This window comes from Vreelandella venusta (assembly GCF_015689495.1).
In the GTDB taxonomy this organism is placed as follows: domain Bacteria; phylum Pseudomonadota; class Gammaproteobacteria; order Pseudomonadales; family Halomonadaceae; genus Vreelandella; species Vreelandella venusta.
In genome coordinates this window covers 491,347-517,402 of sequence record NZ_CP065135.1, presented here as the reverse complement: position 1 = coordinate 517,402, position 26,056 = coordinate 491,347, and the positions used below count along the sequence as shown (strand labels likewise).

25 protein-coding genes and 1 tRNA gene are annotated in these 26,056 nt (G+C 53.0%); 11 read left to right on the top strand and 15 right to left on the bottom strand.

All coding sequences use genetic code 11. The annotated features are described in order from the left end of the window. Nucleotides 1–60 precede the first annotated feature (60 nt). The 7 genes from IR195_RS02530 to ffh form a co-directional block, all read right to left on the bottom strand. Complete coding sequence (locus tag IR195_RS02530; RefSeq protein WP_206048675.1) at nt 61–852, bottom strand: DsbC family protein; 792 nt, start codon at nt 850–852, stop codon at nt 61–63. After that, nucleotides 827–1,708, bottom strand: coding sequence for a site-specific tyrosine recombinase XerD (xerD, locus tag IR195_RS02525; RefSeq protein ID WP_125745355.1), 882 nt, complete (start codon nt 1,706–1,708; stop codon nt 827–829). Before xerD ends, IR195_RS02530 begins: the two co-directional genes overlap by 26 nt. Before the next feature lie 142 nt (nt 1,709–1,850). Further along, nucleotides 1,851–2,207: a 50S ribosomal protein L19 gene (gene rplS / locus IR195_RS02520; RefSeq protein ID WP_125745353.1), complete on the bottom strand. Its 357-nt coding sequence runs from the start codon at nt 2,205–2,207 to the stop codon at nt 1,851–1,853. A gap of 187 nt (nt 2,208–2,394) precedes the next feature. After that, the gene (gene trmD, locus IR195_RS02515; RefSeq protein ID WP_206049735.1) at nt 2,395–3,156 is read right to left on the bottom strand and encodes a tRNA (guanosine(37)-N1)-methyltransferase TrmD; all 762 of its coding nucleotides are present in this window, start codon (nt 3,154–3,156) and stop codon (nt 2,395–2,397) included. 101 nt (nt 3,157–3,257) lie between these two features. Then, entirely contained in the window at nt 3,258–3,803 is a 546-nt protein-coding gene (gene rimM / locus IR195_RS02510) for a ribosome maturation factor RimM (RefSeq protein WP_206048674.1), read from the bottom strand. A 73-nt stretch (nt 3,804–3,876) separates the two neighbouring features. Continuing rightward, nucleotides 3,877–4,125 (bottom strand): 30S ribosomal protein S16, encoded by a 249-nt coding sequence (gene rpsP / locus IR195_RS02505; protein ID WP_009724081.1) that lies wholly within the window; start codon nt 4,123–4,125, stop codon nt 3,877–3,879. A 290-nt stretch (nt 4,126–4,415) separates the two neighbouring features. Then, a complete protein-coding gene (gene ffh, locus IR195_RS02500; protein ID WP_146944104.1) occupies nt 4,416–5,834 on the bottom strand; it encodes a signal recognition particle protein in 1,419 nt (472 codons plus the stop codon). A 246-nt stretch (nt 5,835–6,080) separates the two neighbouring features. On the opposite strand from ffh, the gene IR195_RS02495 reads away from it, so the two are divergent. Beyond that, nucleotides 6,081–6,878: a cytochrome C assembly family protein gene (locus IR195_RS02495; protein WP_146944102.1), complete on the top strand. Its 798-nt coding sequence runs from the start codon at nt 6,081–6,083 to the stop codon at nt 6,876–6,878. Between the two features lie 118 nt (nt 6,879–6,996). Then, nucleotides 6,997–8,274: an HlyC/CorC family transporter gene (locus tag IR195_RS02490; protein ID WP_125745346.1), complete on the top strand. Its 1,278-nt coding sequence runs from the start codon at nt 6,997–6,999 to the stop codon at nt 8,272–8,274. An 11-nt stretch (nt 8,275–8,285) separates the two neighbouring features. On the opposite strand, the gene IR195_RS02485 is transcribed toward IR195_RS02490, so the two are convergent. Together IR195_RS02485 and IR195_RS02480 are read right to left on the bottom strand one after the other, a co-directional pair. Continuing rightward, nucleotides 8,286–8,939, bottom strand: coding sequence for a 1-acyl-sn-glycerol-3-phosphate acyltransferase (locus tag IR195_RS02485; RefSeq protein ID WP_213017603.1), 654 nt, complete (start codon nt 8,937–8,939; stop codon nt 8,286–8,288). 14 nt (nt 8,940–8,953) lie between these two features. Then, nucleotides 8,954–9,568 carry a TetR/AcrR family transcriptional regulator gene (locus IR195_RS02480; RefSeq protein ID WP_125745342.1) on the bottom strand — a complete coding sequence of 205 codons (615 nt, stop codon included), beginning with the start codon at nt 9,566–9,568 and terminating at the stop codon, nt 8,954–8,956. Between the two features lie 190 nt (nt 9,569–9,758). On the opposite strand from IR195_RS02480, the gene IR195_RS02475 reads away from it, so the two are divergent. Both IR195_RS02475 and IR195_RS02470 read left to right on the top strand, forming a co-directional pair. Further along, entirely contained in the window at nt 9,759–10,436 is a 678-nt protein-coding gene (locus IR195_RS02475; RefSeq protein ID WP_206048673.1) for an SOS response-associated peptidase, read from the top strand. 8 nt (nt 10,437–10,444) lie between these two features. Next, on the top strand, nt 10,445–13,291 hold the full coding sequence (locus IR195_RS02470) for an insulinase family protein (RefSeq protein ID WP_206048672.1): 2,847 nt from the start codon (nt 10,445–10,447) through the stop codon (nt 13,289–13,291). 59 nt (nt 13,292–13,350) lie between these two features. Here IR195_RS02470 and sbcB read toward each other — a convergent pair whose 3' ends face one another. From sbcB to minC, 4 genes are all read right to left on the bottom strand, one after another. Beyond that, complete coding sequence (gene sbcB, locus IR195_RS02465; RefSeq protein ID WP_125745336.1) at nt 13,351–14,844, bottom strand: exodeoxyribonuclease I; 1,494 nt, start codon at nt 14,842–14,844, stop codon at nt 13,351–13,353. Between the two features lie 159 nt (nt 14,845–15,003). Beyond that, complete coding sequence (gene minE / locus IR195_RS02460) at nt 15,004–15,255, bottom strand: cell division topological specificity factor MinE (protein WP_038480946.1); 252 nt, start codon at nt 15,253–15,255, stop codon at nt 15,004–15,006. Then, nucleotides 15,252–16,070 carry a septum site-determining protein MinD gene (gene minD, locus IR195_RS02455; RefSeq protein ID WP_089039274.1) on the bottom strand — a complete coding sequence of 273 codons (819 nt, stop codon included), beginning with the start codon at nt 16,068–16,070 and terminating at the stop codon, nt 15,252–15,254. Before minD ends, minE begins: the two co-directional genes overlap by 4 nt. A gap of 157 nt (nt 16,071–16,227) precedes the next feature. Then, a complete protein-coding gene (minC, locus tag IR195_RS02450) occupies nt 16,228–16,980 on the bottom strand; it encodes a septum site-determining protein MinC (protein WP_206048671.1) in 753 nt (250 codons plus the stop codon). 183 nt (nt 16,981–17,163) lie between these two features. Here minC and IR195_RS02445 point away from each other — a divergent pair, with 183 nt between their 5' ends. Then, nucleotides 17,164–19,971: a DUF349 domain-containing protein gene (locus tag IR195_RS02445; protein ID WP_206048670.1), complete on the top strand. Its 2,808-nt coding sequence runs from the start codon at nt 17,164–17,166 to the stop codon at nt 19,969–19,971. 103 nt (nt 19,972–20,074) lie between these two features. On the opposite strand, the gene phbB is transcribed toward IR195_RS02445, so the two are convergent. After that, a complete protein-coding gene (gene phbB, locus IR195_RS02440) occupies nt 20,075–20,821 on the bottom strand; it encodes an acetoacetyl-CoA reductase (protein ID WP_038480937.1) in 747 nt (248 codons plus the stop codon). Nucleotides 20,822–21,097: 276 nt separating this feature from the next. Between phbB and IR195_RS02435 the strand changes: the two genes are divergently transcribed. Further along, nucleotides 21,098–21,174 (top strand) — tRNA-Met (locus tag IR195_RS02435). Nucleotides 21,175–21,337: 163 nt separating this feature from the next. Here IR195_RS02435 and IR195_RS02430 read toward each other — a convergent pair. Further along, nucleotides 21,338–21,553 carry a helix-turn-helix domain-containing protein gene (locus tag IR195_RS02430; protein ID WP_206048669.1) on the bottom strand — a complete coding sequence of 72 codons (216 nt, stop codon included), beginning with the start codon at nt 21,551–21,553 and terminating at the stop codon, nt 21,338–21,340. Between the two features lie 314 nt (nt 21,554–21,867). On the opposite strand from IR195_RS02430, the gene phnC reads away from it, so the two are divergent. From phnC to phnG, 5 genes are all read left to right on the top strand, one after another. Further along, complete coding sequence (phnC, locus tag IR195_RS02425) at nt 21,868–22,734, top strand: phosphonate ABC transporter ATP-binding protein (protein ID WP_146944091.1); 867 nt, start codon at nt 21,868–21,870, stop codon at nt 22,732–22,734. Between the two features lie 71 nt (nt 22,735–22,805). Further along, nucleotides 22,806–23,828: a phosphonate ABC transporter substrate-binding protein gene (gene phnD / locus IR195_RS02420; protein WP_206048668.1), complete on the top strand. Its 1,023-nt coding sequence runs from the start codon at nt 22,806–22,808 to the stop codon at nt 23,826–23,828. A gap of 70 nt (nt 23,829–23,898) precedes the next feature. Beyond that, nucleotides 23,899–24,693 (top strand): phosphonate ABC transporter, permease protein PhnE, encoded by a 795-nt coding sequence (phnE, locus tag IR195_RS02415; RefSeq protein WP_206048667.1) that lies wholly within the window; start codon nt 23,899–23,901, stop codon nt 24,691–24,693. A 119-nt stretch (nt 24,694–24,812) separates the two neighbouring features. Continuing rightward, nucleotides 24,813–25,559 carry a phosphonate metabolism transcriptional regulator PhnF gene (gene phnF / locus IR195_RS02410; protein WP_206048666.1) on the top strand — a complete coding sequence of 249 codons (747 nt, stop codon included), beginning with the start codon at nt 24,813–24,815 and terminating at the stop codon, nt 25,557–25,559. 47 nt (nt 25,560–25,606) lie between these two features. Continuing rightward, nucleotides 25,607–26,056, top strand: a complete 450-nt coding sequence (phnG, locus tag IR195_RS02405) for a phosphonate C-P lyase system protein PhnG (protein ID WP_232471381.1) — start codon at nt 25,607–25,609, stop codon at nt 26,054–26,056.

Genomic DNA, 26,056 nt, shown 5'->3' with positions numbered 1-26,056 from the left:
CCATAGGTGCCGCCTCTTAAATCAGTGTCTCAGCGCTATCGTTCGTCACTACACGTGACGTTATTCGTCTTCCAAGCCTAACATGCTAACGAGCCGGTCGGGGGGTACAAACCCTGGCACCATTTTCCCGTCGGGCAACACAATCGCAGGCGTACCTTGCACGCCCACAGCTTTACCTAATTCGTACTGATCGGCAACGGGGTTATCGCAGCTTGCCGATGCCGCCAGCGTTTGGCCTTGCTTAGCCTGAGTCATGGCCTCGCTACGATTATCCGAACACCATACTTGTTCAAGCGTTGTCGCAGCACCACTGCCCATACCTGCACGCGGAAAGGCCATATAGTGCACTGCAATGCCGCGCTCGTTAAGCTCAGGCACCGTTTCATGTAGGCGCTCGCAGTATGGGCAGGTAGGGTCCGTAAACACAATGACCGTGGCTTTCGGCTCACCCACACCTTGAAACACGACTCGCTCGCTCGCTGGCACGGCAGCCAGCGCAGCCGCCCTTTCCTGGTTGCGTGCCTGCTCGGTTAAGTTAACCAAACCATTATCCGCGTTTTGATAGAGGTCCCCTACCAAAAAGTGACTGCCATCAGTATTGGAGTAGAAAGACTCCCCACTTTCTAGGACGACGTGGTACACCCCGTCCATTGGCGTTGCGCTGACCTGCGCCACGGGCATTGACTGGCCATTAACTTGTAAATTCTCCATCAGATGTTCGGATACGGCATCAGCACTGGCAACAGCGGGCAGTAAGCACCCTGCCAACGCCAGCCAAGAAACATAGGATTTAGCAACTAAAGACATACGTTGATGCATTGTATCTTCAACCTCGCGGATGGTGTTCTGCATGCAGCTGCTCTAGGCGCGCTTGGGCAACATGCGTGTAAATTTGCGTTGTAGATAGGTCGCTATGGCCTAACAACAGCTGTACGACCCGCAAATTAGCACCATGATTCAATAAATGGGTCGCAAATGCGTGGCGTAACGTGTGAGGCGACAAGGGCCGAGTAATACCTGCAGTGATCGCGTGGGCTTTTATACGGTGCCAAAACGTTTGCCGGGTCATGGCTTTATCTGCCCGTCCTGGAAACAGCGCGGGCCGTGTAGGGTCTTGCATCAACGCAGGCCGAGCGGTCTTCATATAACGCGCTACCCACTCGGCGGCTTCTTCCCCCATCGGCACCAGCCGATCTTTATCGCCCTTGCCTCTGACACGGACAACTCCTTGGCGAAGATTAACCGCATCGCCAGTCAAGCCAACCAGCTCCGACACGCGCAGCCCACAAGCATACAGCAGCTCCAGCATGGTGCGGTCGCGAACACCAAGCGAAGTGCCGATATCCGGGGCGAGCAACAGGCGCTCAACCTCTTCCTCTTCCAGGGTATTCGGCAAGCTGGGGCGCACCCGTGGCAGCGACACATTGGCCAGTGGGTCGCTGGTGATATGCCCATAGAGCCGTGCCCAACGGTAAAAACTACGCAGCGACGATAACAGCCGTGCATTACTGCGTAGTTGATAGCCTTGTTCTCGACGTAATTCTAACCACTCGCTAAAACGCTCTGGCGAGGGAGTTAACAGTGTTTCCCCCGCACTTTCGAGCTGCTGTTGCCAAGCAGTTAAATCATGCCGATAGGCCGCTAACGTATGGTCGCTTGCCCCTTGCTCTAACCATAAGGCATCTAGATAGGCATCTATCACGCTCATAGGCTAACGGTCTCTTGACGGTGGTACCACACAAACAAAAACCCCGCCCCGCAAAGCGGTGACGGGGTCTTGGTATCCGAGCGCGACGCATGTCAAAAACTACGCATGTCAAAAACAGCGTGCGCCCGTGAAAAAGTGGCGATTAAGCCAGCTTTTCCTTGATACGCGCCGACTTGCCGCTGCGCTCGCGCAGGTAGTACAGTTTGGCTTGACGAACGTCACCACGACGCTTGACTTCAATAGAGTCAACCAACGGGCTGTAGGTCTGGAAAGTACGCTCAACACCAACACCGTGAGAAATTTTACGTACGGTGAAAGCGGAGTTCAGGCCACGGTTACGCTTACCGATGACCACACCTTCAAACGCCTGCAGACGCTCACGAGAACCTTCCTTTACTTTGACCTGAACGACAATAGTGTCGCCCGGTGCAAAGGCCGGAATCTCTTTGCTCATTTGCTCGGCTTCGATCGCCTGGATCACCTTGTTCTTGCTGCTCATTTTCATACTCCTAAATAACGTAATGGTTTGCCACGCAGTTGTGGAAGGGGCAAACCGTGATCCCGGCGCTCGAAGCGAGCTACACGGGAGTCGTTATGGGTGACGCAGGTGCGTAGGCTAACGGCCTTATAGACTATTGCTCTCTTCGCCCTGCACCGCCGCTCTGTTCTATGCAATTGAAAAACAATCACTTAGTTGACAGAGCGTGTTCCTCGATAAACTCGTCTAGCAGCCGCTGCTGCTCGGCATCAAGCGTACGCCCTGCCAATAAATCAGGACGGCGCTGCCATGTACGGCCTAACGACTGTTTTAACCGCCAACGCTTGATGGCCGCATGATTACCGCTTAACAGCACATCGGGCACTTGTCGCCCGTCGATCATGTCAGGACGGGTATAGTGCGGACAGTCTAACAAGCCATCATTGAACGAGTCTTCGATAGCGGAATCCTGGTGACCCAATACACCGGGTACCAGCCGTGCCGCCGCGTCAATTAGCACCATTGCTGGCAACTCACCACCGCTCAGCACATAGTCACCAATTGACCACTCTTCATCAATGTCACTTTCCACCACGCGCTCATCAATGCCTTCATAGCGCCCAGCAACCACCACAAGAGGGCCTGCTGAGGCGAGCGCTTGAACCCCCTGCTGATCCAGCTTACGCCCTTGGGGCGAGAGATAGATCACTGTCGGCGATTGTCCCGTCGCTTGCTCAGCTCGTTGCCGAGCATCAAAGATAGCAGCCCGCAGGGTGTCTACCTTCATTAGCATGCCGGGGCCGCCGCCATATGGGCGATCGTCCACGCTGCGGTGGCGGTCGGTGGCGTAGTCGCGCGGATTCCAAAACTCCAGGGCAATTCGCTGTTTCTCTACCGCTCGACCGACCACACCCTGTTGGGTAATCGCATCGAACATTTCAGGAAACAGCGATACCACGCCAATCCACATCGCGGGAGCATCTGTTAAATTGCTTTCTTCACCGTTTGCTGCAGTAACCGTTGAGTCAGTTACGGTGAGCTCGCTCGACAACTGCTTACTCAAACCTGTTTTCAAAACTCAGGATCCCAATTCACGACCATACGGCCATCTTCGAGCCTGATTTCAACAATTACATCATCGGGTAAGAAAGGTAACAGCCGCTCGCGTTTATCAATTGCGTCGTTATCACCGCGCACCACCATGACATCGTTCGCGCCGGTTTCAAACAGGTAACTGACCTGCCCTAGCCGCTCGCCTGACTGAGTGAAGACAGTTAAGCCTTCAAGCTCATGCCAGTAATACTCATCATCGGAAAGCGTAGGCAGTGCTTCTTTCGGCATCAAGATGTCCGCTTGCGCCAGCGCTTCGGCTGCCGTTCGGTCATCAACACCTTTTAGCTGCACTACAAGACCTTTGCCTTGCCGACGTCCCTGAATCACGGTCATACGCGTGAGGGATTCCCCTTGGCGCACCCACCATTCTGGGTATTCCATGATGCTGTCTATGGGGTTGGTATAGGAGTACACCTTAAGCCAACCTTTAATCCCGTGAGGGCTAGTTAGCTTACCAAGCACCACATGTGCGTCGTCTGTATGGCTAGTTTCAAAACGCGTCATCGACGACCGCTCCAACAAATTACAACGACAACATCACCGACTATCATTTACTGACAGTCACGCATTAACCGGCTTAAGCCTGTTTACGCGCTTCTTTAACCAGCTCAGCAACACGACCAGACAACTGGGCGCCTTGGCTCTGCCAGTGAGTAACACGCTCAAGATCAACGCGCAGACGCTCTTCCTGACCACGGGCAACCGGGTTGAAGAAGCCGATACGCTCGATGAAACGACCATCACGGGCGTTGCGTGAATCAGTAACAGTCAGGTGATAAAAGGGACGCTTTTTGGCGCCACCACGTGCCAAACGAATGGTAACCATACGATAACTATCCTTCGGTTGAGGTTACGAGAGTGTCCAATAGCGCAAATCGCTAACAGAGCACTCGTCATACTATTTTCTCGGCACTGCAGACTAAAATCAGTGATTTGCTGCGTACCATCAAGTTCTTCACTGGCAGATGGTCAGACGATGCTCGCGCATTTTTGCCAACACCCACGCATGAAGAGGCCGCATTCTACGCAAATGCGCTCTACTTGGAAAGCCTGACAGCCAGAAAACTCTTAAGCCGTCAACCTTACCAAGTACGTTACAAGGTTGCTAACAATAGCTTAACGCCAGGGAAGACCGCCGGGGCCACCCATACCGCCCATGCCACCCGCGCCGCCGGGGCCACCTGGCCCGCCACCGCCCATCATGCCCGACATGCCGCGCATCATTTTTTGCATTCCGCCTTTTTTGCCGGCTTTTTTCATCATTTTTTGCATCTGCTTATGCTGTTTTAGCAGACGATTCAGGTCAGGCACTTGCAGGCCAGCACCCGCGGCGATGCGACGTTTGCGCGACCCATTGATAATATCGGGCTTGCGGCGCTCTTTGGGAGTCATTGAGTTAATCAATGCTTCGAGCTTGCCAAGCTCTTTTTCCGGACCAGGGCCTTGTGCCATTTCAGCCATTTGCCCCATGCCAGGCAATTTGCCAAGCAGCCCTCCCATGCCGCCCATTTTTTTGAGCTGCTGTAGCTGATCACGAAAATCTTCCAGATCAAAACCGTCACCCTTCTTGACCTTACTGGCCAGCTTGGCGGCTTTATCTTTATCTACCGTACGTTCGGCTTCTTCGATCAGCGACAGCATGTCGCCCATACCCAGAATTCGCGATGCTACACGGTCTGGATGGAAAGGCTCTAGGGCGTCTACTTTCTCACCAACCCCCATGAACTTAATGGGCTTACCCGTGACATGGCGTACCGAAAGTGCTGCACCACCCCGGGCATCGCCGTCGGCCTTGGTAAGAATCACCCCGGTCAACGGCAGCGCATCATGAAATGCTTTCGCCGTATTCACCGCATCCTGGCCGGTCATGGCATCGACCACAAACAGCGTTTCTTCCGGTGAGACGGCTTTATGCAGCGCCTGAATTTCGGCCATCATCGCCTCATCGATGGCCAGCCGTCCGGCGGTATCGACTAATACGACATCATGGAACTGAATTTTGGCGTGCTTGATTGCCGCTGTGGCAATATCCACGGGGCTCTGATCGGAACGAGACGGAAAGAAGTCAACCTGAACTTCTTTTGCCAGTGTTTCTAACTGATCAATCGCCGCCGGACGATAGACGTCGGCGGAGACCACCAACACTTTTTTCTTTTCGCGTTCACGTAAGTAACGCGCCAATTTAGCAACAGAGGTGGTTTTACCTGCCCCTTGCAGGCCTGCCATCAACACGACCGCAGGTGAGCCTTTTAGGGATAGGCTTTCATTGGCCTCGCCCATAATCGCTTCCAGCTCTTGCTGGACGATTTTAACGAATTGCTGACCTGGCGAGAGGCTCTTCGAGACTTCCTGGCCAACAGCACGTTCACGAACACGCTCAATAAATGCCTTCACCACCGGCAAGGCGACATCGGCCTCTAACAGTGCTTTACGCACCTCGCGCAGGGTATCTTTAATATTGTCGTCAGTTAGCCGCGCTTGGCCTTTGATCGACTTCAACGTCTGGGAAAGACGCTCACTCAGATTCTGAAACATGGGGCCTCTGCCTCCGTCGTTGTCGCCGGGCGGTTACACCGGACGAATGTAGGAACGATTATACGCGCTAGCCGCGCGAGTCTCCATGGTCGTCAACATTGGTTATCGATGGCTGTGCGACGCCGCCATGATTGGTTATAGTAGGCGAACTGTTCTAGCTTGAACGATTTAACACCGCTGACTTTCGCAGCGCTGATTCAATCACACTGGACTCAACAACGCGCTGCAAGGCGCACGGATAGCATCATGCAGGCGCTCCCTTTCGCCACGATCGCTTTTATACTCTATGTCGCCGCTGCTATTTGGCAGGGCATGGCTCTATTTCGTCGCGTACCACCACGCCAGGGCATGGTGCGCCTACTTAGCGCGCTTGGGCTGCTACTGCATATCCCAGTAGTTGTGGAGCTTGTTAGCTCAGCCCCAGGGCTACTGCCCGGCTTCACTACCAGCGCAACGCTTCTGATGGCCGTGGCCGTAAATGTCGTGCTCGTCGCCAGCCTGTTTAAGCCGGTGCTCAACGCTGGCATTGTGCTATTCCCTCTCGCGGGTATCGCGCTTATTTTTGCCACTTGGCTACCGAGCCAGGGGAGCCAAGGCGGCTTAACGCCCGGCATTTTACTGCATGCCGTCAGCTCTGCGCTGGCGTTTGCCGTCTTGGCCATTGCCGCGATTCAAGCGGTGCTGGTCGGCCTACAGAACCAAGCACTGCGCCATCATCATATTCGTGGCATCGTGCAGTCGCTACCGCCGCTCACCACCATGGAAAGAGTGCTGTTTGAACTGGTATGGTCGGGAGTTGTATTACTGACGCTTTCGATCATCAGCGGGCTGATTTTTCTCGACAATATGTTCGCCCAGCACTTGGTACATAAAACAGTCCTTTCGCTGGGGGCGTGGATTATTTTCACCACGCTGTTAGTGGGCCGATATCGTTTCGGTTGGCGTGGCATGCGCGCTGTGCGCTGGACGCTGGGTGGGTGCATACTGCTTCTGCTTGCTTACTTTGGCAGCAAATTTGTGCTGGAAGTTTTGCTCAATCGCTAAACATATACTCACCGCATTATCAGCACTGATTTAATTTGGCGTTGATAACAGTGGTCTTGACAGGCCACTTCCATACTTCTAAAAATCGAGCCTAATACGCCATAAAGGAACTTTCGACTTGAGCGACGACTTCCCCCTGGGGTTACTGTTCGGCCTGCTAGCTATTTTGATATTGCTGTCTGCCTTTTTCTCCAGCTCTGAGACAGGCATGATGTCGATAAACCGCTATCGACTAAGCCATCAAGCTAACAGCGGTGATCGCCGCGCAAAACGTGTTATGCGGCTATTAACGCGCCCCGATCGACTAATTGGCGTTATTTTAATTGGCAATAACTTCGTCAATAACTTAGCCGCCTCGATTGCGACCATCATTGCCATTCACTTCTTTGGTGACGTCTCAGGCCCCGCTATTTCAACGGCGTTACTGACGATTACCATCCTTATTTTTGCCGAAGTCACACCGAAAACCTACGCAGCCATCAAGCCTGAGCGAATCGCTTATCCTACGTCGCTGGGCCTGGAACCCCTGCTCAAACTGCTTTACCCGCTGGTATGGCTAGTCAACGTCATCTCAAATGGCCTACTACGCTTAATGGGCGTTAAAAGTGTTGAGAATGGTGGAGACAACTTAACTCGCGATGAACTGCGCACTGTCGTTCACGAAGCAGGCACGCTAATTCCCTACCGACACCGCGCCATGCTGCTGTCGATCCTTGATCTTGAGAATGTCACGGTTAACGACATCATGGTGCCCCGACACGAAGTTCTTGGCATCGACCTAGACGACACACTGGAAGATATTCTGACCCAGATCCGCACCAGCCAACATACCCGTTTACCGGTGTATAAAGGCGATATCAACAATATTATTGGCATGCTGCATCTGCGTAATGCAGCGCGCTTTTTATCGCGTAGCGAAGTCACCAAAGCAGCAATTGTTCAAGAAGCACGGGAGCCGTACTTTATTCCCGAATCCACACCGCTACATACACAGCTGCTGAACTTCCAAAAGCAGAAGCGGCGTATTGGTATTGTGGTGGATGAGTACGGCGACGTGGAAGGCTTGGTAACCTTAGAAGATATTCTTGAAGAGATTGTCGGGGAGTTCACCACCGATGTCTCAGAAGATGATGAAATTCATCAGCAAGACGATGGCAGCCATGTCATTGAGGGCACTGCCAATATTCGTGAAATTAACAAAATGCTTGGCTGGCAACTGCCCACTGACGGCCCCAAAACCCTGAATGGCTTAATCCTTGAGCACCTGGAGGCGTTTCCGGAAGGGCCTGCCTGCTTACAGATTGGCAATACGCGGATGGAAATTTTAGAAATCCGCGACAACCTGATCACCTCAGCACGCTGCTGGCAAAAGCTGCGCCTTGCACGCCGAACGTAGCGACTGACCGTCTAACCAATTTGGCGGTGGGTGATTTCGCTATCACCCGCTGCCTTTAGCGCCCTCACGCGAGCCTCTAAATAGCGGCGCAACGCAATACCCTCTACCTCATGAACCAATACCGGCGGTCCGAAGTGCAAGCTGACCGGTGCACGAAAACGTGACGGCCATTTTTTAAGTGCCTTGCCCCCGTAGTGCGATGTCCAAGATCCCCATAACCCTGCTAGACCAGCCGGAATGACGGGCACATCATCGCGGGCAAGAATGGTTTCGAGCCCACGTCTAAAGGCGTGAATCTCACCATCTGGGGTGATACGCCCCTCAGGAAACACCATAACAACATCACCTTCACGAAGCGCGTGACTCACCTCATCCAGGGTTCGACGCAGTGCGCCAGGGCTATGCCGCTCAGACTCAATCGGAATTGCGCCCACGAGCTGGAACCACCACTTTAGCCAGCGGGACTCAAAAATGGGCTGGTCCATCACAAACCGCAGTGGCCTGGGGCTACCGCCGCCTAACACCAACGCATCCATAAAACTGACGTGATTACAGACTACCAAGGCAGCACCGCGCTTAGGTACGTTTTCTTGGCCGTGTACAGAGAACCGATAACACACACGCATAACGACATAAATAACGCGCCGCAGCGCGCAGCGAACCATTCTCAACCACCACGTCACGTCGCCGTCTCCCGGTGACGCAGGCCAGCTAGCACCGTACTCATTAGCTGCTCCAGCAGCTCATCCACCTTCAACTGCTGACCTTGCCAATAGCCTAAGCGCTCGTTTAATCCAAGTTGCACCAAGCCGTGCACGCTCCCCCAAAGGGTGCGCCCAAGACGTCGCGCTTCAAGATCATCCAGTGCTGGCTGATACCGCTTCAACGACGTTTCCACCTGAGTAAACAGCGCTTCAATAAGATCACTCTGGCGCTGATCCAGCTCGCCCTCTTGGGCCAGTGGATAATCAAATAGCAGTTGCCAGCGATAGCAGCCTTGCTCAGCAAAGCGCCAATAAGCAAGCGCTAGCGAGCGTAGCCATGGCTCAGGATCATCTTCTGCCAGGCTAGTAATGGTTTGCTGTAAACGTGCCAACGTTTCAACGTTGACGTGCTGCAATAAGTTATTAAAGCTGCCATATAATTTAAGCAGCGTACTTGGCGCGCAGCCCACCTCTCTGGCCAGGGCACGCAGTGACAAACCATGGACTGGCTGCTTAGCCAACCACTCATCACAAGCGTGCATGACCTGCGCATGGAGGGCATCGGGCGCATGCTGTCTAGGACGGGCCATGGCGATCTCTTAAGGTCAACGGCAAACAGGAAGAATGCCTCATCGCGCTTTAGCGTGAGCAAGGGATACGCTAGGATACCTTACATCGAACACTGTTTTCGACACTAAAACACGACATTTGACCGATTGATGTGTTACCCCGCCATTTTGCACCCTCACACTCCCCCCAATTTCGCATAAGGAGACAGGCATGACGGGACGCCTTCACGTGCAGCGCCTCACGCTATCACGCCTTGTGCCCTCGCTGACGGATACTGAACCACTTATCGAGTCGCCCAACTTAGCGCCCCGCCAGCCTGTATCGGCAATACGACTCGAGCAGGGACGCTTGCGGCTCCAGCGATTATTTTGGGGGCTCACGCCTCCGTGGTTGAAAGTACTCGACCACGCGCCCCATTGCGCTAGAGCAGAAACGCTTAATCAACGCGCCATGTTTAGCGAGGCGTTTGGCGCTCGCCGCTGTGTTATTCCGGTCAGCGGTTTTTATGTCTGGAAAATACAAGCGCACAGCAAGCAACCCTATTTAGTGACTCACGTTAACCGAGGGCCACTACTGCTAGGCGCGTTATGGTGCCGTTACCACACAACGCTCAGCGCATTTACTGACTCGACGGCGCTGATCAGCGTACCCGCCAACGCCTGCCTTTCTTCACTGACGGACCGATTACCTGTCGTCATCCCTCCAGAAACGTTAATGCGCTGGCTGGACCCGACGACCGACCTTGAAACACTCAATGCGCTATTAATGCCTGCGCCATTGGAACTGTTGGGCGCTTTTCCGGTATCAAAACATGTTAATAATCCTGCCTATCAGTCATCATCCTGCGCCCACCCGGTGGGGCCGATGCTGCGCTGGGCTGTGCCATAGGAAGCATAATGTTACGATCTAATGAATCTCTGCCTAACCGTTACGCTGTACGGCAGGCCGTCATCGGCGTCGTGATTGGCGTCACTTGGTGCACGCCTTTTTTCGCCTTCGCTCAAGGCACCCCCGTAAAGGACGCCATCACGCCGATCATCAGCTCCTTTGACGATCGCGATTACCGCATACTGACACTGGAAAATGGCCTTCAAGCGTTGCTTGTTAGCGACCCAGAGGCCGATAAAGCCGCCGCCTCAATGAACGTTCGCGTAGGCAGCGCCCAAGACCCTGACGACCTGCAGGGGCTGGCCCACTTTTTAGAGCATATGCTGTTTTTAGGCACCGAACCCTACCCTCAGTCCGATGCCTATCAGCGCTATATTTCTGATAACGCAGGCTCCCACAACGCGTTTACCGCCCAGCAAGACACCAACTATTTTTTTGATGTTGAGCCTTCGGCTCTCCCAGGCGCGCTGGATCGCTTTAGCGAGTTTTTCCTTTCGCCGCTATTTAACGCCGACCATTTAGAAAGCGAGCGGAATATTGTCCACTCTGAGTACATGGCGCGCATTCGTGATGAGTCCCGCCGTGAAAACGATGTATTGAATCAGCTACTAAATCCTAGCAATCCCACGACGGGCTTTGCAGTAGGCAGCCGTGACACCCTCGCCAACCCAGCCGAGGGTGAAGCCACTCTCCGCGAGCGAGTGATTGATTTTTATCATCGCTACTACGATGCCAACGTCATGAACTTGGCCATTGTTGCTCCTCAGTCACTCGATACTCTTGAGGCATTAGTTGTCGAGCGCTTTGCAAGCCTTCCCGATAATGACCTCAGCGTTCCCACCATTGAAACGTCGCTGGTCGATCCCGACACGCTGCCCCGCTACATTGAGCGTCAGTCGCTACAGGATCGCCGCCAACTACGTTTCTATTTTCCAATTCCTGATCCTACCGATGAATACCGTACCAAGCCGACTCAGCTAATTTCTCACCTACTGGGCGATGAAGGCGACGGCAGCTTACTGGCAGCGCTACGCAAAGAGGGCCTTGCAGATGCACTTTCGGCGGGCGTGGGACGAGGTGACGGCAATGAGGCGCTCTTTACGATCTCGATTAGCTTAACGCCAGCCGGGGCACAGCGACTGGACGATATTGAGGCCACACTATTTGCTGCCATTGAGCAGATACGCGAGGAAGGATTAGCCGAATGGCGCTACGAGGAACAAAAAAAGCTGAATGAACAAGCGTTCCGTTTTCAGCAGCATGGCGCACCACAGCAGGAAGCCACCCGCTTAGCCATGAGCCTTTCTCGTTATCCGGTGGATGATGTGCAGTATGCACCTTACCGGATGGATGGCATGGATAGTGAGCGTCAGCAGCTGTATCTCGATGCACTGACTCCAGACAACATGCTGCGTTTCTACTCTGCGCCAGATGTCGAAAGCGATACCGTTTCACCTTGGTTCAACACCCAGTGGAAAGAGCAGCCACCCACTCAGCCAGGACAGGCGCTAGGAGGCCTAGCGTTACCGGAACCCAACCCCTTTATCGCCAATGACCTTACTCTCAAGACGGGGCAAGATGAGCGCCCTGAAGTGTTGATTGATGCACCGTCGTTTACCGCATGGCACATGCAAGATAGCCGCTTCAATACGCCAAGCGTTGAGTGGCGGGTAAGTCTCCAGCACCCCAGCGCCAGCTATTCAGCTGAAGAAGCGGTGCTCACACGCCTCTTAGCGAGCTGGCTTAATGACAGCCTTAACGAGTCGTTATACCCAGCCTGGTTAGCTGGTCAGTCGTTTAGCGCTTATGCTCACGGGCGTGGCATGACGCTATCGTTTTCAGGCTGGCGCGATGGACAAACGCCACTGATAGAACAGGCAATTGAACAACTTAAGCGCGCCGATATTTCTTCCAGTGCTTTTGAACGTGTGCGCTATCAGCTCCAGCGCGAGTGGCGCAACGCTCCCCAAGCATCGCTTCATGGGCAGGCAAGCCGCGCACTAGGCGAAGCGCTACTGACCCCTCAATGGTCAGCAACTGAATTACTTGATGCCAGCCAGCGGTTAGAGCGCCACCACTTAGAAAACTTCCGCAAACGGTTTTTAGACGCGCTGTACATCGATGCCATGGCCGTTGGCAATTTGGATAAAGAGCTGGCTCGAGAGCAGGCCAATATAATACGCGGCGCGTTATCGCCACGTCTCACTCGTGAGGATATCCCTGCGTTTGAAGCGCTACAGGTGAGCAATCAACCTGAGGTGCTTCACCCACACAGCAGCCGCGAAGAGTCCCTTGTGCTGCGTTATTTACAGGGTCGCGACACGTCAGCTGAAGAGCAGGCTCGCCTCAGCGTACTGGCTCAATGGCTGGATACGCCCTTTTATCAGCAACTACGTACCGAGGAGCAGCTTGGCTATATTGTTAATGCAGGTTACTCCCCGCTGTTAGAAGCGCCGGGGATTGCTTTAGTGGTTCAGTCGCCGGATGTTGAGAGCAGCATGATCGCCGAGCGCATGGACGCTTTTATGGCGTCAGCAGGCGAGCGTCTGGACACATTAACCGAGGAGGCGTTAGCAGCGCATCGTCAAGCCGTTCATTCTCGTTTAACCCAGCGAGACACAAGCCTACAGGGCATGGCAAACCGCTACTGGCAAGCCACAGCACTGGAGGACGTGCACTTTGATCGCCGTGAACAACTCGCCGCATTAGCGCTGGATGTTAGCGTACAAGAACTTCAGGCCCTGTGGCCTACACTTCAGTCGCACCAGTTAGATATTCGCTACAACCCTGGCGACTCACCCAGTGATATCGCCTCCTACCGGGAAGCGCGCGTGCCGTTTAGCGATGCACACTAAGTGCTCACTAACGACACAAATTCGCTTAACTAAGTATTGATTTAGCTAGGCCCACCAGCTCAGGCATCAAACGCCTGAGCTGGCATCATTGACTCAACGTACATCACCAACTCCTCCAACACTTGGCGTTCGCGATCCGACAGGGCCTGCTGGTTGTAACGCTCTATTTCTCGCGCAAATGCTTTCAGCGTAAAACCCGCCAAGGCTGGATCATTAATGCGCATCCAACGAAACGCATCCCACTGCTCCCGCTCTTCGCCCTCAAGCGTGTCTGGATAACTACGCGCACGGTAGCGAAACAGCATTTCTTCGAGGCGAGGATCTTGAAAGGCAAAGCGCTGGCCGACTAAATCCCAGGGATCCATTGCCAATGCTCGCTCCATTTGCTGGCGATCCGCCGCAGAGAAAAAGCTGCCGGAATAGAGCATTAAATCAGGGTCTTGAGGCACATCTTCGTAGGCTGCGTTAAATACCTCAGCTACTTTTTGCGCCACGCCACTGGCCTCGCGCAGCGTTTTCCAATGGCCGCGACAGGCATCAATATCAATCGTTAACCGTTCAATGATCGCGCCGTATTCACCTTTGTGGGGGCCGTCGACATCCTTTAACACCGTCGCAGGAAAGATGACTGGACAGCGATTAATGTGGATCACTTTCAGCGGTATACGCACCTCTCCCTCAGAAAGATCCTGCTGACTAACGAACACACGCTCCCTGATTTGCTCGGCACTCATGGTTAGCAAATCACTAGGATCAACGCTTAAATCGTAAACAATAACGCCATTAGGATTCGTCGGATGCTCAGCCAGTGGCATGACTAATGCACTACAGCCACGGCTGGCAGGATAACGGCGAGAGATGTGCAAAAGCGGTTTAGCGCTGGGCAAGTCTAACTGCTTGGCCACTGCACGCTTGCCGCGCATGCCCAGTAAATAGTCGAATAATTTTGGGTTCCGGGCTTTGAGCAAACGCGCTAATGCAATGGTGGCACGGACATCAGCTACCGCATCATGAGCGCCTTCGTGGGCAATATTGTTGGCCGCGGTTAAGTGCTCAAGTTTGAAGCTAGGCGCACCATCTTCCCGCTGCGGCCACTCAATGCCGTCGGGGCGCAAGGCGTAAAACGCACGCACAACATCAATCAAGTCCCAACGGGAATTGCCGTTTTGCCATTCACGGGAATAAGGGTCAAGCAGGTTGCGATAAAACAAGTGACGGGAGATTTCATCATCAAAACGAAGACTGTTATAGCCCACCACGCAGGTGCCTGGCTCGCTCATAAAGCCTTGAACTTGACGGGCAAACTCTCCTTCAGGCAAGCCTTTCCGCTGCGCCTTTTGCGGTGTAATACCGGTAATCAGACAAGCAGCAGGATGAGGCAGGTAGTCATCAGCAGGTTTGCAGTAGAGCTCTATCGGCTCACCGATTTCATTAAGCTCGGCGTCAGTGCGTAATGCCGCAAACTGAGCTGGCCGATCGCGACGCGGATCAGCACCAAATGTCTCATAGTCATGCCAGAGAAAACTGGCAGGGGCAGCATTAGGTGGCGCCATTGATGAAATCTCCTTGAGCGTAGCTTCCCGCTCGCAAGCCAACCACTTGCCTAAGCGAGCACAAAAGCCCAAGCCTAGCATAACCGCACCACCTATCGCCGCCCCTCTTGGCGAATAGCCATGCTTAACGACTGGCTATGCTGCTTCCATATGGAAACGTCAACCTTTCGGCAGCGTAACGTTTAGCTCCAATACCGAACAATTGTCTTCGCTATCCAGCGAAATTTGGATGGCATCATCATCGACCTGTACATAACGACGAATGACTTCCAACAGCTCGCGCTCGAGCAGCGGCATATAATCTGGCTGACCGCGCTGGCCGCGCTGATGCGCCACGATAATTTGCAAACGCTCCTTAGCCACCGAGGCGGATTTCTTGCGCTCACGCTTCAAGAACTCCAGCAATTTCATCGCCGACCACCCCCGAACATACGATTCAACAATCCCTTACGCTGTACTTCATGAAAGCGCAGAGGCATATCTTCACCTAATAGGCGCGATACCGTATCAGAATACGCCTGGCCTGCATCGCTCGCCGCATCATGAGTGACGGGAACCCCCTGGTTCGATGCGCGCAATACCGCTTCGGATTCTGGGATTAAGCCAAGCAGATCAATAGACAAGATTTCACGAATGTCATCAAGGGTCAGCATATCCCCAGACGTTACCCGAGAGGGGTTATAGCGCGTAATCAGCAGATGCTCTTTAACAGGATCTAAACTTTGTTCCGCGCGCCGCGTCTTGGAGCCGAGTAATCCCAAAATGCGGTCAGAGTCACGCACTGAGGAAACTTCAGGATTCGTGACAACAATCGCCTCATCCGCGAAGTACATAGCCAGTTGCGCCCCCCTCTCGATGCCTGCGGGGGAGTCACACAAGATAAAATCAAAGTCCTGTTTGAGCTGCTCAAGTATTCGCTCTACGCCATCCTGCGTCAGCGCATCTTTATCGCGGGTTTGAGAGGCTGGAAGAATAAATAAGTTTTCAACGCGTTTATCGCGAATCAGCGCCTGATTAAGCCCTGCTTCACCTTGGATAACGTTTACCAAGTCATAAACAACGCGGCGCTCGCAGCCCATGATCAGGTCGAGGTTACGTAGACCAACATCGAAATCAATGACGACTGTTTTTTTACCGCGCAGGGCAAGTCCTGTTGAAATAGCGGCAGCGCTGGTGGTCTTACCAACCCCCCCTTTACCGGAGGTCACTACAATAATTTTGGCCAAGAGTTACTTCCTTCTTGAAGTCGTTCATCGCGAGCGCGTTTAAAGGGTCGCACTGCGCATAACGGGAACATCAATGTCAACAACATGACATACTGTAACGTATAGCGCTTGCAACGTCGCTAGGCATTAAGCACCAACACACGCTCATGCGTTTGAATTAACCCAGCGGCTTAATTTCCAGCTGCTCTTTAGCAAAATGCACCTCGGTAGCACGGCCAAGCAACTGTGAATCAATGTCTTCTAACCGTTTGTAATTACCTGCCACAGAAAGAAGCTCTGCTTCTAATTCTCGACAGTAAATACCCGCCTGGGTATTGCCATGAATACCCGCCAAGGCACGTCCACGAAGCGCTCCGTAGACATGAATACTACCAGCCGCCAGTACCTCAGCGCCTGCATTGACAGCCCCAATCACCACTAAATCACCTTCTGATGCGCTTACCTGCTGGCCAGAGCGCACCGTACCGCGAAATAAACGTGTTGCTACTGCAACCACTTCTTCCTGGTCGGCAGATTCTACCTCTTCTATGGCGTCATCAGAGCCAGCAGTAGCGCTAACGCTCTCTAATAGCTTAGACCGCCCTTCTTCAACAGGGGCGAACCAGCCCAGTCCTAGAGCCCAGGCGGATTGACGCACCGGCTCAGCTCCGCCGCGTACGGCTACCGGCAGCAATTTATGATCGCGACATACCGCGCAAATGCGCTCAAGCGCCAAGTGAGGTTCATCGAGTTTTTCCACGCTCAGCACAACCGGTGTATGCTGAAAGAACGCGGGGGATTGCGACAACTTGCCAGCCAGCTGACTTCGGATATGTTCCGGGTCAGCACTGCTCAATTCCATGACGGTCATTGGCAGCATGCCACCTTTAAAGGTGAAGGCAATGTCGGCACTATTGGCGTTGAGGCTCATGGCCGAACTCCATGTCATGTTCAGGTAAGATAAAGGTAGCGCAATCTCGCGCTGGGTGTTGTGAAGAAGTATTAATCATCACAGCGCCTACAGCAACGCTAAGCGACAGCGCCGTTGACTGCAACTATCAGTCATCGGCAGTTGATTTTTTTTCACGCTACGCACCTCTCTGCAGGATGATCCATGCACGGACTGTTAAGACGCCTGTTCGCTCCTCGGTGGCAGCACCCTGATCCCGAGGTGCGTCTTAAGGCACTCGACCAGCTTGACCCTCAACAACCAGAACAGCAACAAGCGCTAAAGCAATTAGCACAGGATACCGAAAGCAACATCCAGCTTGCTGCCCTACTGGCTCTTGATGACTTAGCGGGGCTTGTCAATGCGCTTCCAGAGCACCGTCAAGACGAAGCTTGGTTTAACGCGGCTTGCCAGCGCTTATGTGGCTCACAGGGCCATACCGACCTGCAAAAACGGCAGGCTATCGTGGCAGAGCTATCGGAGCCTCGGTTGATCAACGCCATTGCACTTCAGGGAGACAATCTTAACCTGAGGCTCACTGCGTTAGAGCAATTAACCGATGAAAGCGATCTTGTTCACCAAGCTTGCCATAACGGCGTGGCAGCAGTTCGCCATCAAGCAGCTCAACGAATTGAAAGTGAAGAGAGCCTCAAAAAACTTTTAAAAGAAGCGCGTCGTGATCGCCAGGTCATTCGTTTGGCACGAGAAAAACTCACCCAACTGCGTAATGATGCTGAGTGGCTAGCAGATCAGCAGGCCCAGCGTGAGCATTTACTCACACAACTAGAACAGCACGCCAGGGCCCCCTGGGAGCCGCTGTATGGTGGTCGTTTCCGTCATTTGGAACGGGAGTGGCAAAGCCTTTCCCACCCACCTAGCGTGACGCAAGAACAGCGTTTTCATCAAGCAGCGCTTAGCTGTCGCAAAACACTGCATCATCATGAGACGCAAGAACAAGCACGTCAGCAGAGCATTGCTCATCGCGAAGAAATTGAACGAACTCGTGAGCAACTGCTTGAAGGCCTTGAGGAAACGCTAGAGGGCCTAACACATGCAGAGCAGCTAACCGTCCAAGATATTGATAGCCTACGGGCACAACGCCAACTACTCGGCCAGCGTTGGCAATCCCTGTCAGATCAACACCCCCCCGGTGAGAGCGCTCAACAACGCTATAGCCAAGCATTGAAACGCTATGAAGTATGCATGGAAGCATGGCAGCGCTGGCAAGCCATCAGTGCAGACCTGGAAACGGCCATTGCCAACCAAGATAACGCGGCCATTGCCAAGTACGTTAAGCAGTGCGCTTGGCCTAAGCACATGACGCCTCCAGAGCTACTCAAACATGCACAAGCGTTAAAAGATGCTGATGTTTCTACCAAACCCACCTCTACCGCGTCACTTAACGCACTTAGCGCCGACGTGGATAACTTCGAACACTTGTTAGAGCGTGGTGCCTTTAAAAGTGCCAGTCGTCTCTATCAACGCCTCAAGCCCTCCATCGATGAACTGATAGGGGAAGAAGCCAAGCCGCTAAAAGCACGCGTAAAGCAGCTAGGCGCACGCTTAGCAGAACTACGCGATTGGCGCGGTTTTGTGGCAGGCCCTAAACGTGAGCAACTCTGCGCTAGCATAGAAGCACTGGCTAACGATCAACACATGGCAGACGTTGCTTTAGATCGTCATCACCGCCAACTGGTAAAAGAGTGGAAATCGCTCGGCGATGCCGCTGCTAACCGCGAACAGTCAGCACGCTTTCGCGCGGCTTCTGATCGCGTCCACGAGCGTTTAGCTCCCTGGCGAGAACAGCTTAATCAAGAGCGTGATGCCAACCTGAAAGGCCGTGAAGCACTCTGCGAACAGCTTGAAACATTGCTTAATCAGCCAGCAGAGGATGCTGACCCCGATGTATTGCGCGAGATCCGTGATAAGGCACGCCACCAGTGGCGCCATTACTCTCCGGTTCCTCGCGACCAATCAGAAGCCGTTGGCCGTCGCTTCGGCGCTATCCGCCACCGCCTACAGGCACTTATTGACCAGCGAGCAGAACAGATCGCCAGCCAAAAACGCATGCTAATCGAGCAAGCTCAAAACTTACAAAATGACACCGAGCTACCCTTAGCCGCCCGTATCACCAGCGCCAAGCAGCTACAGCAACAGTGGCGCGCGCTGGGTCGTGCGCCAAAAGGCGAAGAACAAGCCCTATGGAAGGCTTTTCGTCATAGCTGCGATCAGCTCTTTGCTCAGCGTGACGCCCATAAGCATGAGCAGGCAACTCGCCAACAACAGAAGCTCGATCAGCTGCAAACATTAATTGACGAAATGGATAGCTGGCAGCCGACGCAAGCCGACGAATCTGCCACCCTTGACGCTTATCTTGAAAGCATTAGCCAGCTTGAGCCGTTGCCGCGCAATCGACGCAGTGATGGCATGCAGAAACGCCTTAGCGGCATTGTAAGAGCTAAACGTGAGCGCTTAAGCCGCCTGGAAATTCTTCATACAGTGCAGCAGTGGCACAACGTCTTACCGCTGGTCAATGCGCATATCGCCGCAGACCAACTAGCGCTAGCAGGCGAAGAGCCACAAGCAATTGATGCGAAAGAAGTATTAAGCGAGGGGCTGCCTGCTATTTTTACGGAGGCTCACCAGCAACGCAATCATGCGCGACTCACCACTCCCACTCCCCTCTCAGCCGAAAAACTTGCTGAGCTAGAAGATGGGCTGGCTCGCCTGAGGGTACATTTGTCTTTGCTAGCGTTAGGTAGCGTCAAACAGCGTGATGAACCTCTCCGATTGGCGATTCAAGTAGAGCGGCTAAATGAAGGAATCAATAACGAGCGTAGCCGGCCAGATGAGATTATCGACATATTAGTGGCTCTCATGGCGCTTGGCCCTATGCCCAACCAATTATGGCGCAAGGAAGTAGCAGAGTTTGATAATCTTTTTAGCCGCCTAGCGCGGGTACCGCATCCCTAGCCTCTATATAGGTATTTTATCCCCAGCAATAGCAACGGGAGGCGAATAGCCTCCCGTTTACGCTTTGCCGTTATTAAATAAATCGACTTCTCACGCTGGGCGATTAGCCCATAAACTGACCGCCGTTAATATCAATATTGGCGCCAGTGATAAAGCCTGACTCTTTATCCGCCAAGAACGTTACCAAGCGACCGATCTCCTCCGGTGTACCGTAACGCTTCACTGGAATGGTTTCGCGAATGGCTTCACGCACCTGCTCGGGGATTTTCATGATCATATCGGTGGCAATGTAGCCAGGCGACACGGTATTCACCGTAATCCCTTTGGTTGCCGTTTCCTGCGCCAGCGACATGGTCAACCCATGCATACCTGCTTTGGCAGCCGCATAGTTTACTTGCCCAAACTGGCCTTTACGGCCATTGATAGATGAAATATTGATGATGCGACCGTAGCCCTGCTCCAGCATCATTTCAATAACGCTGCGGCACGTGTTGAAAACGCTATTAAGATTGGTATCGATCACTTGATACCACTGCTCATAGGACATCTTCTTCATGGTGCCATCGCGAGTGATGCCAGCACAGTTAACTAACACGCTGATAGGCCCGTATTTTTCTTGGATTTCGCGAGCACCTTCTAGGCAGGCATTGTGGTCGGAAAGGTCAACACCCGATAACGCGATGTTGTCATAACCGGCGGCTTGCTGGGTTTCCAGCCAGGTTTTGGCTTTCTCAGGATTATGATATCCCGCAACTACCAAATAACCTGCATCCGCCAATGAATGACAAATTGACGTTCCGATTCCACCAGTTCCACCAGTTACCCAGGCGACGGGGGCTTGATTGGCCATTGACTACCTCCCTGATATGACAAACGGCTTGGACGCTAAGCATTATGATGATGTCACAAGCCATTCTTAATAAGCGCCGTAGCGCTTCAGCATTCACAGCACGTCGTATTGTTAGTTGGACGACACACTGACAGTAAGCCTTTTGTTATCCCTATTGGAAGCATAGCTTTACTCTTCCAATGTTGCAGCACGATGAAGGTCGTGCCTAACAATATAAGCGTTTTATGCAGGGGGTTGACTTCGCACTAAAAATGCGTAGAATACGCCACACGTTGATGCGGGGTGGAGCAGTCTGGTAGCTCGTCGGGCTCATAACCCGAAGGTCATCGGTTCAAATCCGGTCCCCGCTACCAATATTTCTAAAGGCAGATCAGTTATTTACTGATCTGCCTTTTTTGTGCTTGTTTATTGACTAACTGCCTGTGACGTATATGTGACACTTTGGCTTTCTCCTCTTCCTTAGACATTTTCCTCTACGGCCTGCAAGCACCTTTCCTCCCTCTCTTCGTGCTTTTTCTATCTTCCCTGATCGTCGTCAAACTTGAACAAATCCCCTACCCCACAGCTGAATAATTTGCATAGCTTATCCGCTACATCCAGCTCAACACGCTGAGCTGTTGATCTGTAAAGCAGCGTGATGGCATTGCGGTTCAACCCCGTTTCACGCGCCATATCAAAACGACCTTCATTTCGTGCTCGCCCACCCAAGCGTGCGGGATGACCACGAGCCATCAAAAATCACTCTGGATAGCTTGCTGTCATTCCAAATGGTAAAGAATCGCTTTCAAATATTTTTGCTATCTGAAATATCACATACGCCCCCCCTTCTCATTAGCGCACCGAAAACAAGATGACACCCCGGTGACATAAGAGTGGCAAAAATATGTCAATTAATTATAAGCTATTGATAAATATATAATTTAAATATTAATTATGACGCAAAGTTAGTCACGAATCGTTAAAAATATCATCAAACTGACATTGTCTAGACAACTGGTGTTCATCTGGCTCGACCAGAATGTTGTTATTCCAAATGGGGGAGCAACATGTCTACTTCTATTATTCACGCTAAAGGCTTAAATAAGACGTTTGGGCATCGTCAGGTGCTTGATGACGTGAGCTTTTGCGTCGCACCTGGTGAAATGGTCGCGCTGATTGGCCCGTCAGGCTCCGGTAAGTCCACACTGCTGCGCCACCTCGTTGGCCTAACCTGCGGAAATCGAAAAAATGGCGGTCACGTGTCTCTTATGGGGCGTGACGTACAGATGAACGGTCGTCTACACCGCGCAGCTCGCATTGAACGTTGTCGAACTGGCTACATTTTTCAGCAATTCAACCTAGTAGGGCGCCTTAGCGTACTCACCAACGTATTGGTCGGGCGGCTGGGTCGTATGTCCAAGTTACGCGCTCTCTTTGGCCGTTTCACCGATCAGGAACGTGAGCGTGCACGAGCTTGCTTGGCTCGGGTGGGGCTTGAAGAACTGATGGATCAGCGCGCTAACACCCTTTCTGGTGGGCAAATGCAGCGCGTGGCAATTGCCAGGGTACTGATGCAAGACGCCGAATTAATTCTGGCTGATGAACCAATTGCTTCACTAGACCCGCGCAGCGCTCGCGAGGTTATGGAAATCCTCAGTCGTATTCACGCCGAAGATGGCCGCACCGTGGTCGTCACACTGCATCAAGTCGATGTTGCTCGCCGCTATTGTCAGCGTGCCGTCGCCCTTAAAGATGGCCGTTTGTACTTCGATGGCCCTATTAGTGAGCTCACTGACGCGCGCCTGCAGGCACTTTACGAAAATGCTGATCTTGATGAGCTACGCACAAGCGAGCTGTCAAGCGACCAAGCATCCCCTGAAAACCGCCAAACTATTTCTGCTCATCACGCAGTAGCAACGCCAATGCCTAGCTAACAGCAGAACGGGCCGCTCTTCACCGATACATCACTCGCAATCGAACACACTATTATCCCGGAGACACACTCATGACGTTTACTTCTTATCGCCGTCTACTTCTACCGCTGGTTGCGGGGATTAGCTTTGCTGCAAGCACTCAGCTGTTGGCCGCCGATACACTTAAGTTCGGCATTATTTCCACTGAATCCAGCCAGAACCAGCGGCCAATGTGGCAACCGTTCCTTGATGATATGTCGGAGGAGCTAGGCATGGAGGTTGAGCCCTTCTTTGCCACTGACTATGCCGCAGTGATTCAGGCGATGCGTTTTGATCAGATCGACTTAGCTTGGTACGGCAACAAATCGGCCATAGAAGCCGTGGATCGTGCAGGTGGCGAGGTTTTCGCTCAGACGATCCCTGCGAATGGTCAACCGGGATACTGGAGTTTGATGATTGTGCATCAGGACAGCGATCTGCACAGCGTCGAAGACGTCTTAGAGAACTCCAGTGACCTCGTGTTTGGTAACGGCGATCCAAATTCGACGTCTGGGTATTTGGTGCCAGGTTACTATGTGTTTGCCCAAAACGACGTCGATGTTGCTACTGCTTTTAAGCGCACTCTGAACTCCAGCCACGAAACCAACGCTTTATCAGTGGCCAATCGCCAAGTTGATGTTGCCACCTTTAATACCGAGAGCATGGAGCGTCTGGAGATCAGCGCACCTGAGAAAGCTGAGCAGCTTCGCGTAGTTTGGACGTCCCCGCTGATTCCATCTGACCCGCTAGTATGGCGCACCAACCTGTCCGAAGAGACCAAGGATGGACTGCGTGAATTCTTCTTCAATTACGGCGATAGCGACGAAGAACAGGCAATTTTAGAGCCACTGCAGTGGAGCCACTTTAAGGCCTCTAACAACGATGGTCTGCTGCCGATTCGCCAGCTTGAGCTATTCAAGCAACGTGCTGATGTGGCCAACAACGAGAGCCTATCAGACGCTGATCGTGAGCAGCAGCTAGCTGAATTAGATGCTCAGCTTGAGGCACTTAACCAACGTCTTCAGGACCTGCAAGGTGCTGAAGCAAACGCCAACACTGTTGCTACCACTGATTAATTTTCAGGCGACAAACCCAGATCATCCATAGCGGGGTGAGCGTAGACCGCTTTCCCCGCTCGGAGAGACCATGAACACCCATACATCTCAAATGACGACATCGCTGTTGCGTCGGCGTAGCTGGTTATCACTGATTGGTTGGTTTGTGCTGCTCAGCGTACTGGCTTGGTCCTGGCAAGGAGCAGAGATACGTCCAAGCATACTGGTTAGCAATGCCGACAACATGGCTACCTTAGCTGGCGATTTCTTTCCGCCCACTTTCGGCAACCTTGGCCACTACATCAACCAGATGCTGGTGACCATCCAAATTGCTATTTGGGGGACGCTACTGGCGATCATCGTGGCGGTACCCTGCAGCCTGCTCTCCTCCGAGAACCTGGTGCCTTGGTGGGTTTACCAACCAATGCGCCGACTGATGGATGCTTGCCGGGCCATCAATGAGCTGGTGTTTGCCATGCTATTCGTAGTGGCCGTAGGACTTGGCCCCTTTGCAGGCACATTGGCGTTGTTTGTACACACCACGGGCGTGCTAGCGAAGCTGTTTTCTGAGGCTGTGGAAGCCAGTGACGCAGGTCCGATGGAAGGTATCCGTGTAACTGGTGCAGGGCGTGTTGAGGAGATTACCTTCGGGCTGATTCCTCAGGTACTACCGCTATGGATTTCGGTAAGCCTTTACCGGTTCGAGTCGAATATTCGCTCTGCCACAGTACTTGGAATGGTTGGTGGGGGTGGTATTGGGGTCGCCTTGTGGGAAACCATGCGTGGTTTTCAGTACGCCGAAACCGCCACCATTATGCTGGTTATTATCGTCGCTGTGACCGTTCTCGATATAGCCTCCCAACGCCTGCGTAAGCACTTCATATAGTCTGGAAAAATTCCATTCTGATTAGTCCAGGCGAACGTCTAATAACAACAAAACCTCCTTTAGACAGGACGAAAAATGACACGCAGCCCCTCGGCAAAGGGGTTATAGCAGGAGTAAAAATGTCTAGACAACTAGCGCACCACAGCCATCAGGAAACCAGAGAACCACGCTATCGCCAGCTAGCCAGAATTCTCGCCCATGAGATTCGAACTCAGCATAGCGCGGGCGACCAGTTATCAAGCGAGCTGGCGCTAGCCAAGCGCTTTGAGGTAAACCGCCATACCGTTCGTCGCGCACTAGATGAACTGGTAGCCGCAGGTATGGTGACTCGTCATCAGGGCTGGGGCACCCAAGTCGTAGATCGGCGACTGGATTACATGGTGAACGCCGAAAGTAAGGTCACCCATAACCTTGCAGAGATGGGTATCAACACAGAGACACGCTGTTTATCTCAAGGCCTGTCACGTCCGCCCGAAGCAATCAGCCAACGCTTCGGTTTGGCTGATGGTGAATGTTTGATCTGCGTTGATACGCTGAGGCTAGTGGATGGCATGCCATTAACGCGTTTACGCCATTGGTTTGATGCCACGCGCGTGCCTGACTGGTGTGAGCGCTACCGTGGAGGATCCACCCGTGCACTGCTTGACCAGCATTACGGTTTGCGTCTTTCCCGTGCCTCAGTGCGCCTGGAAGCGAGCCAAGCCAATCGTGACGATAGCCGCTTACTCCAGTGCCCCCAGCTCGCGCCACTTCTTGTACTTACCAGTGACAATGTCGATGAGTCCCGGCGCCTTGTAGAAGTCTCCGTAAGCTGCGCCAGGGCTGACCGCGTTTCTTATCACTTTGATTTTTTAAATGAACGTTAACACTGACAAATATCTGGTCTACACCAAACTGACAACGATGAGGAATCATGATGACTCCTGAACAACGTCACCGCATTCTTGCGCTGACGCCCACCAAACGCCTTTGTGAGAGCTGGGCTGTGCTCGGCATCCAAGTGCGATACCGCTGCGTTCGAGGCCCGGAAACCGGCATGGTGATGGTGCGTGGTCGCATGGGCGGTTCAGGCAACGCTTTCAACCTTGGGGAAATGACCGTGACACGCGCCAGCGTGGCCCTGGATGACGATACTCCCGGTGGCGGTGGATTAGGCCATGGATGGGTTGCTGGGCGTAGCCATGAACACGCCGAGCTGATCGCTCTGATCGATGCCTGTGCTCGACAACAACACTGGGCTCATCGCATTGATGAAGAGCTGATCGAACCACTTTCCCAGTCGCTGGCTGATGAGCGTATCGAGCGTTCTCAGACCGCCGCCGCAACTCGAGTTGACTTTTTTACAATGGTACGCGGGGAGTAG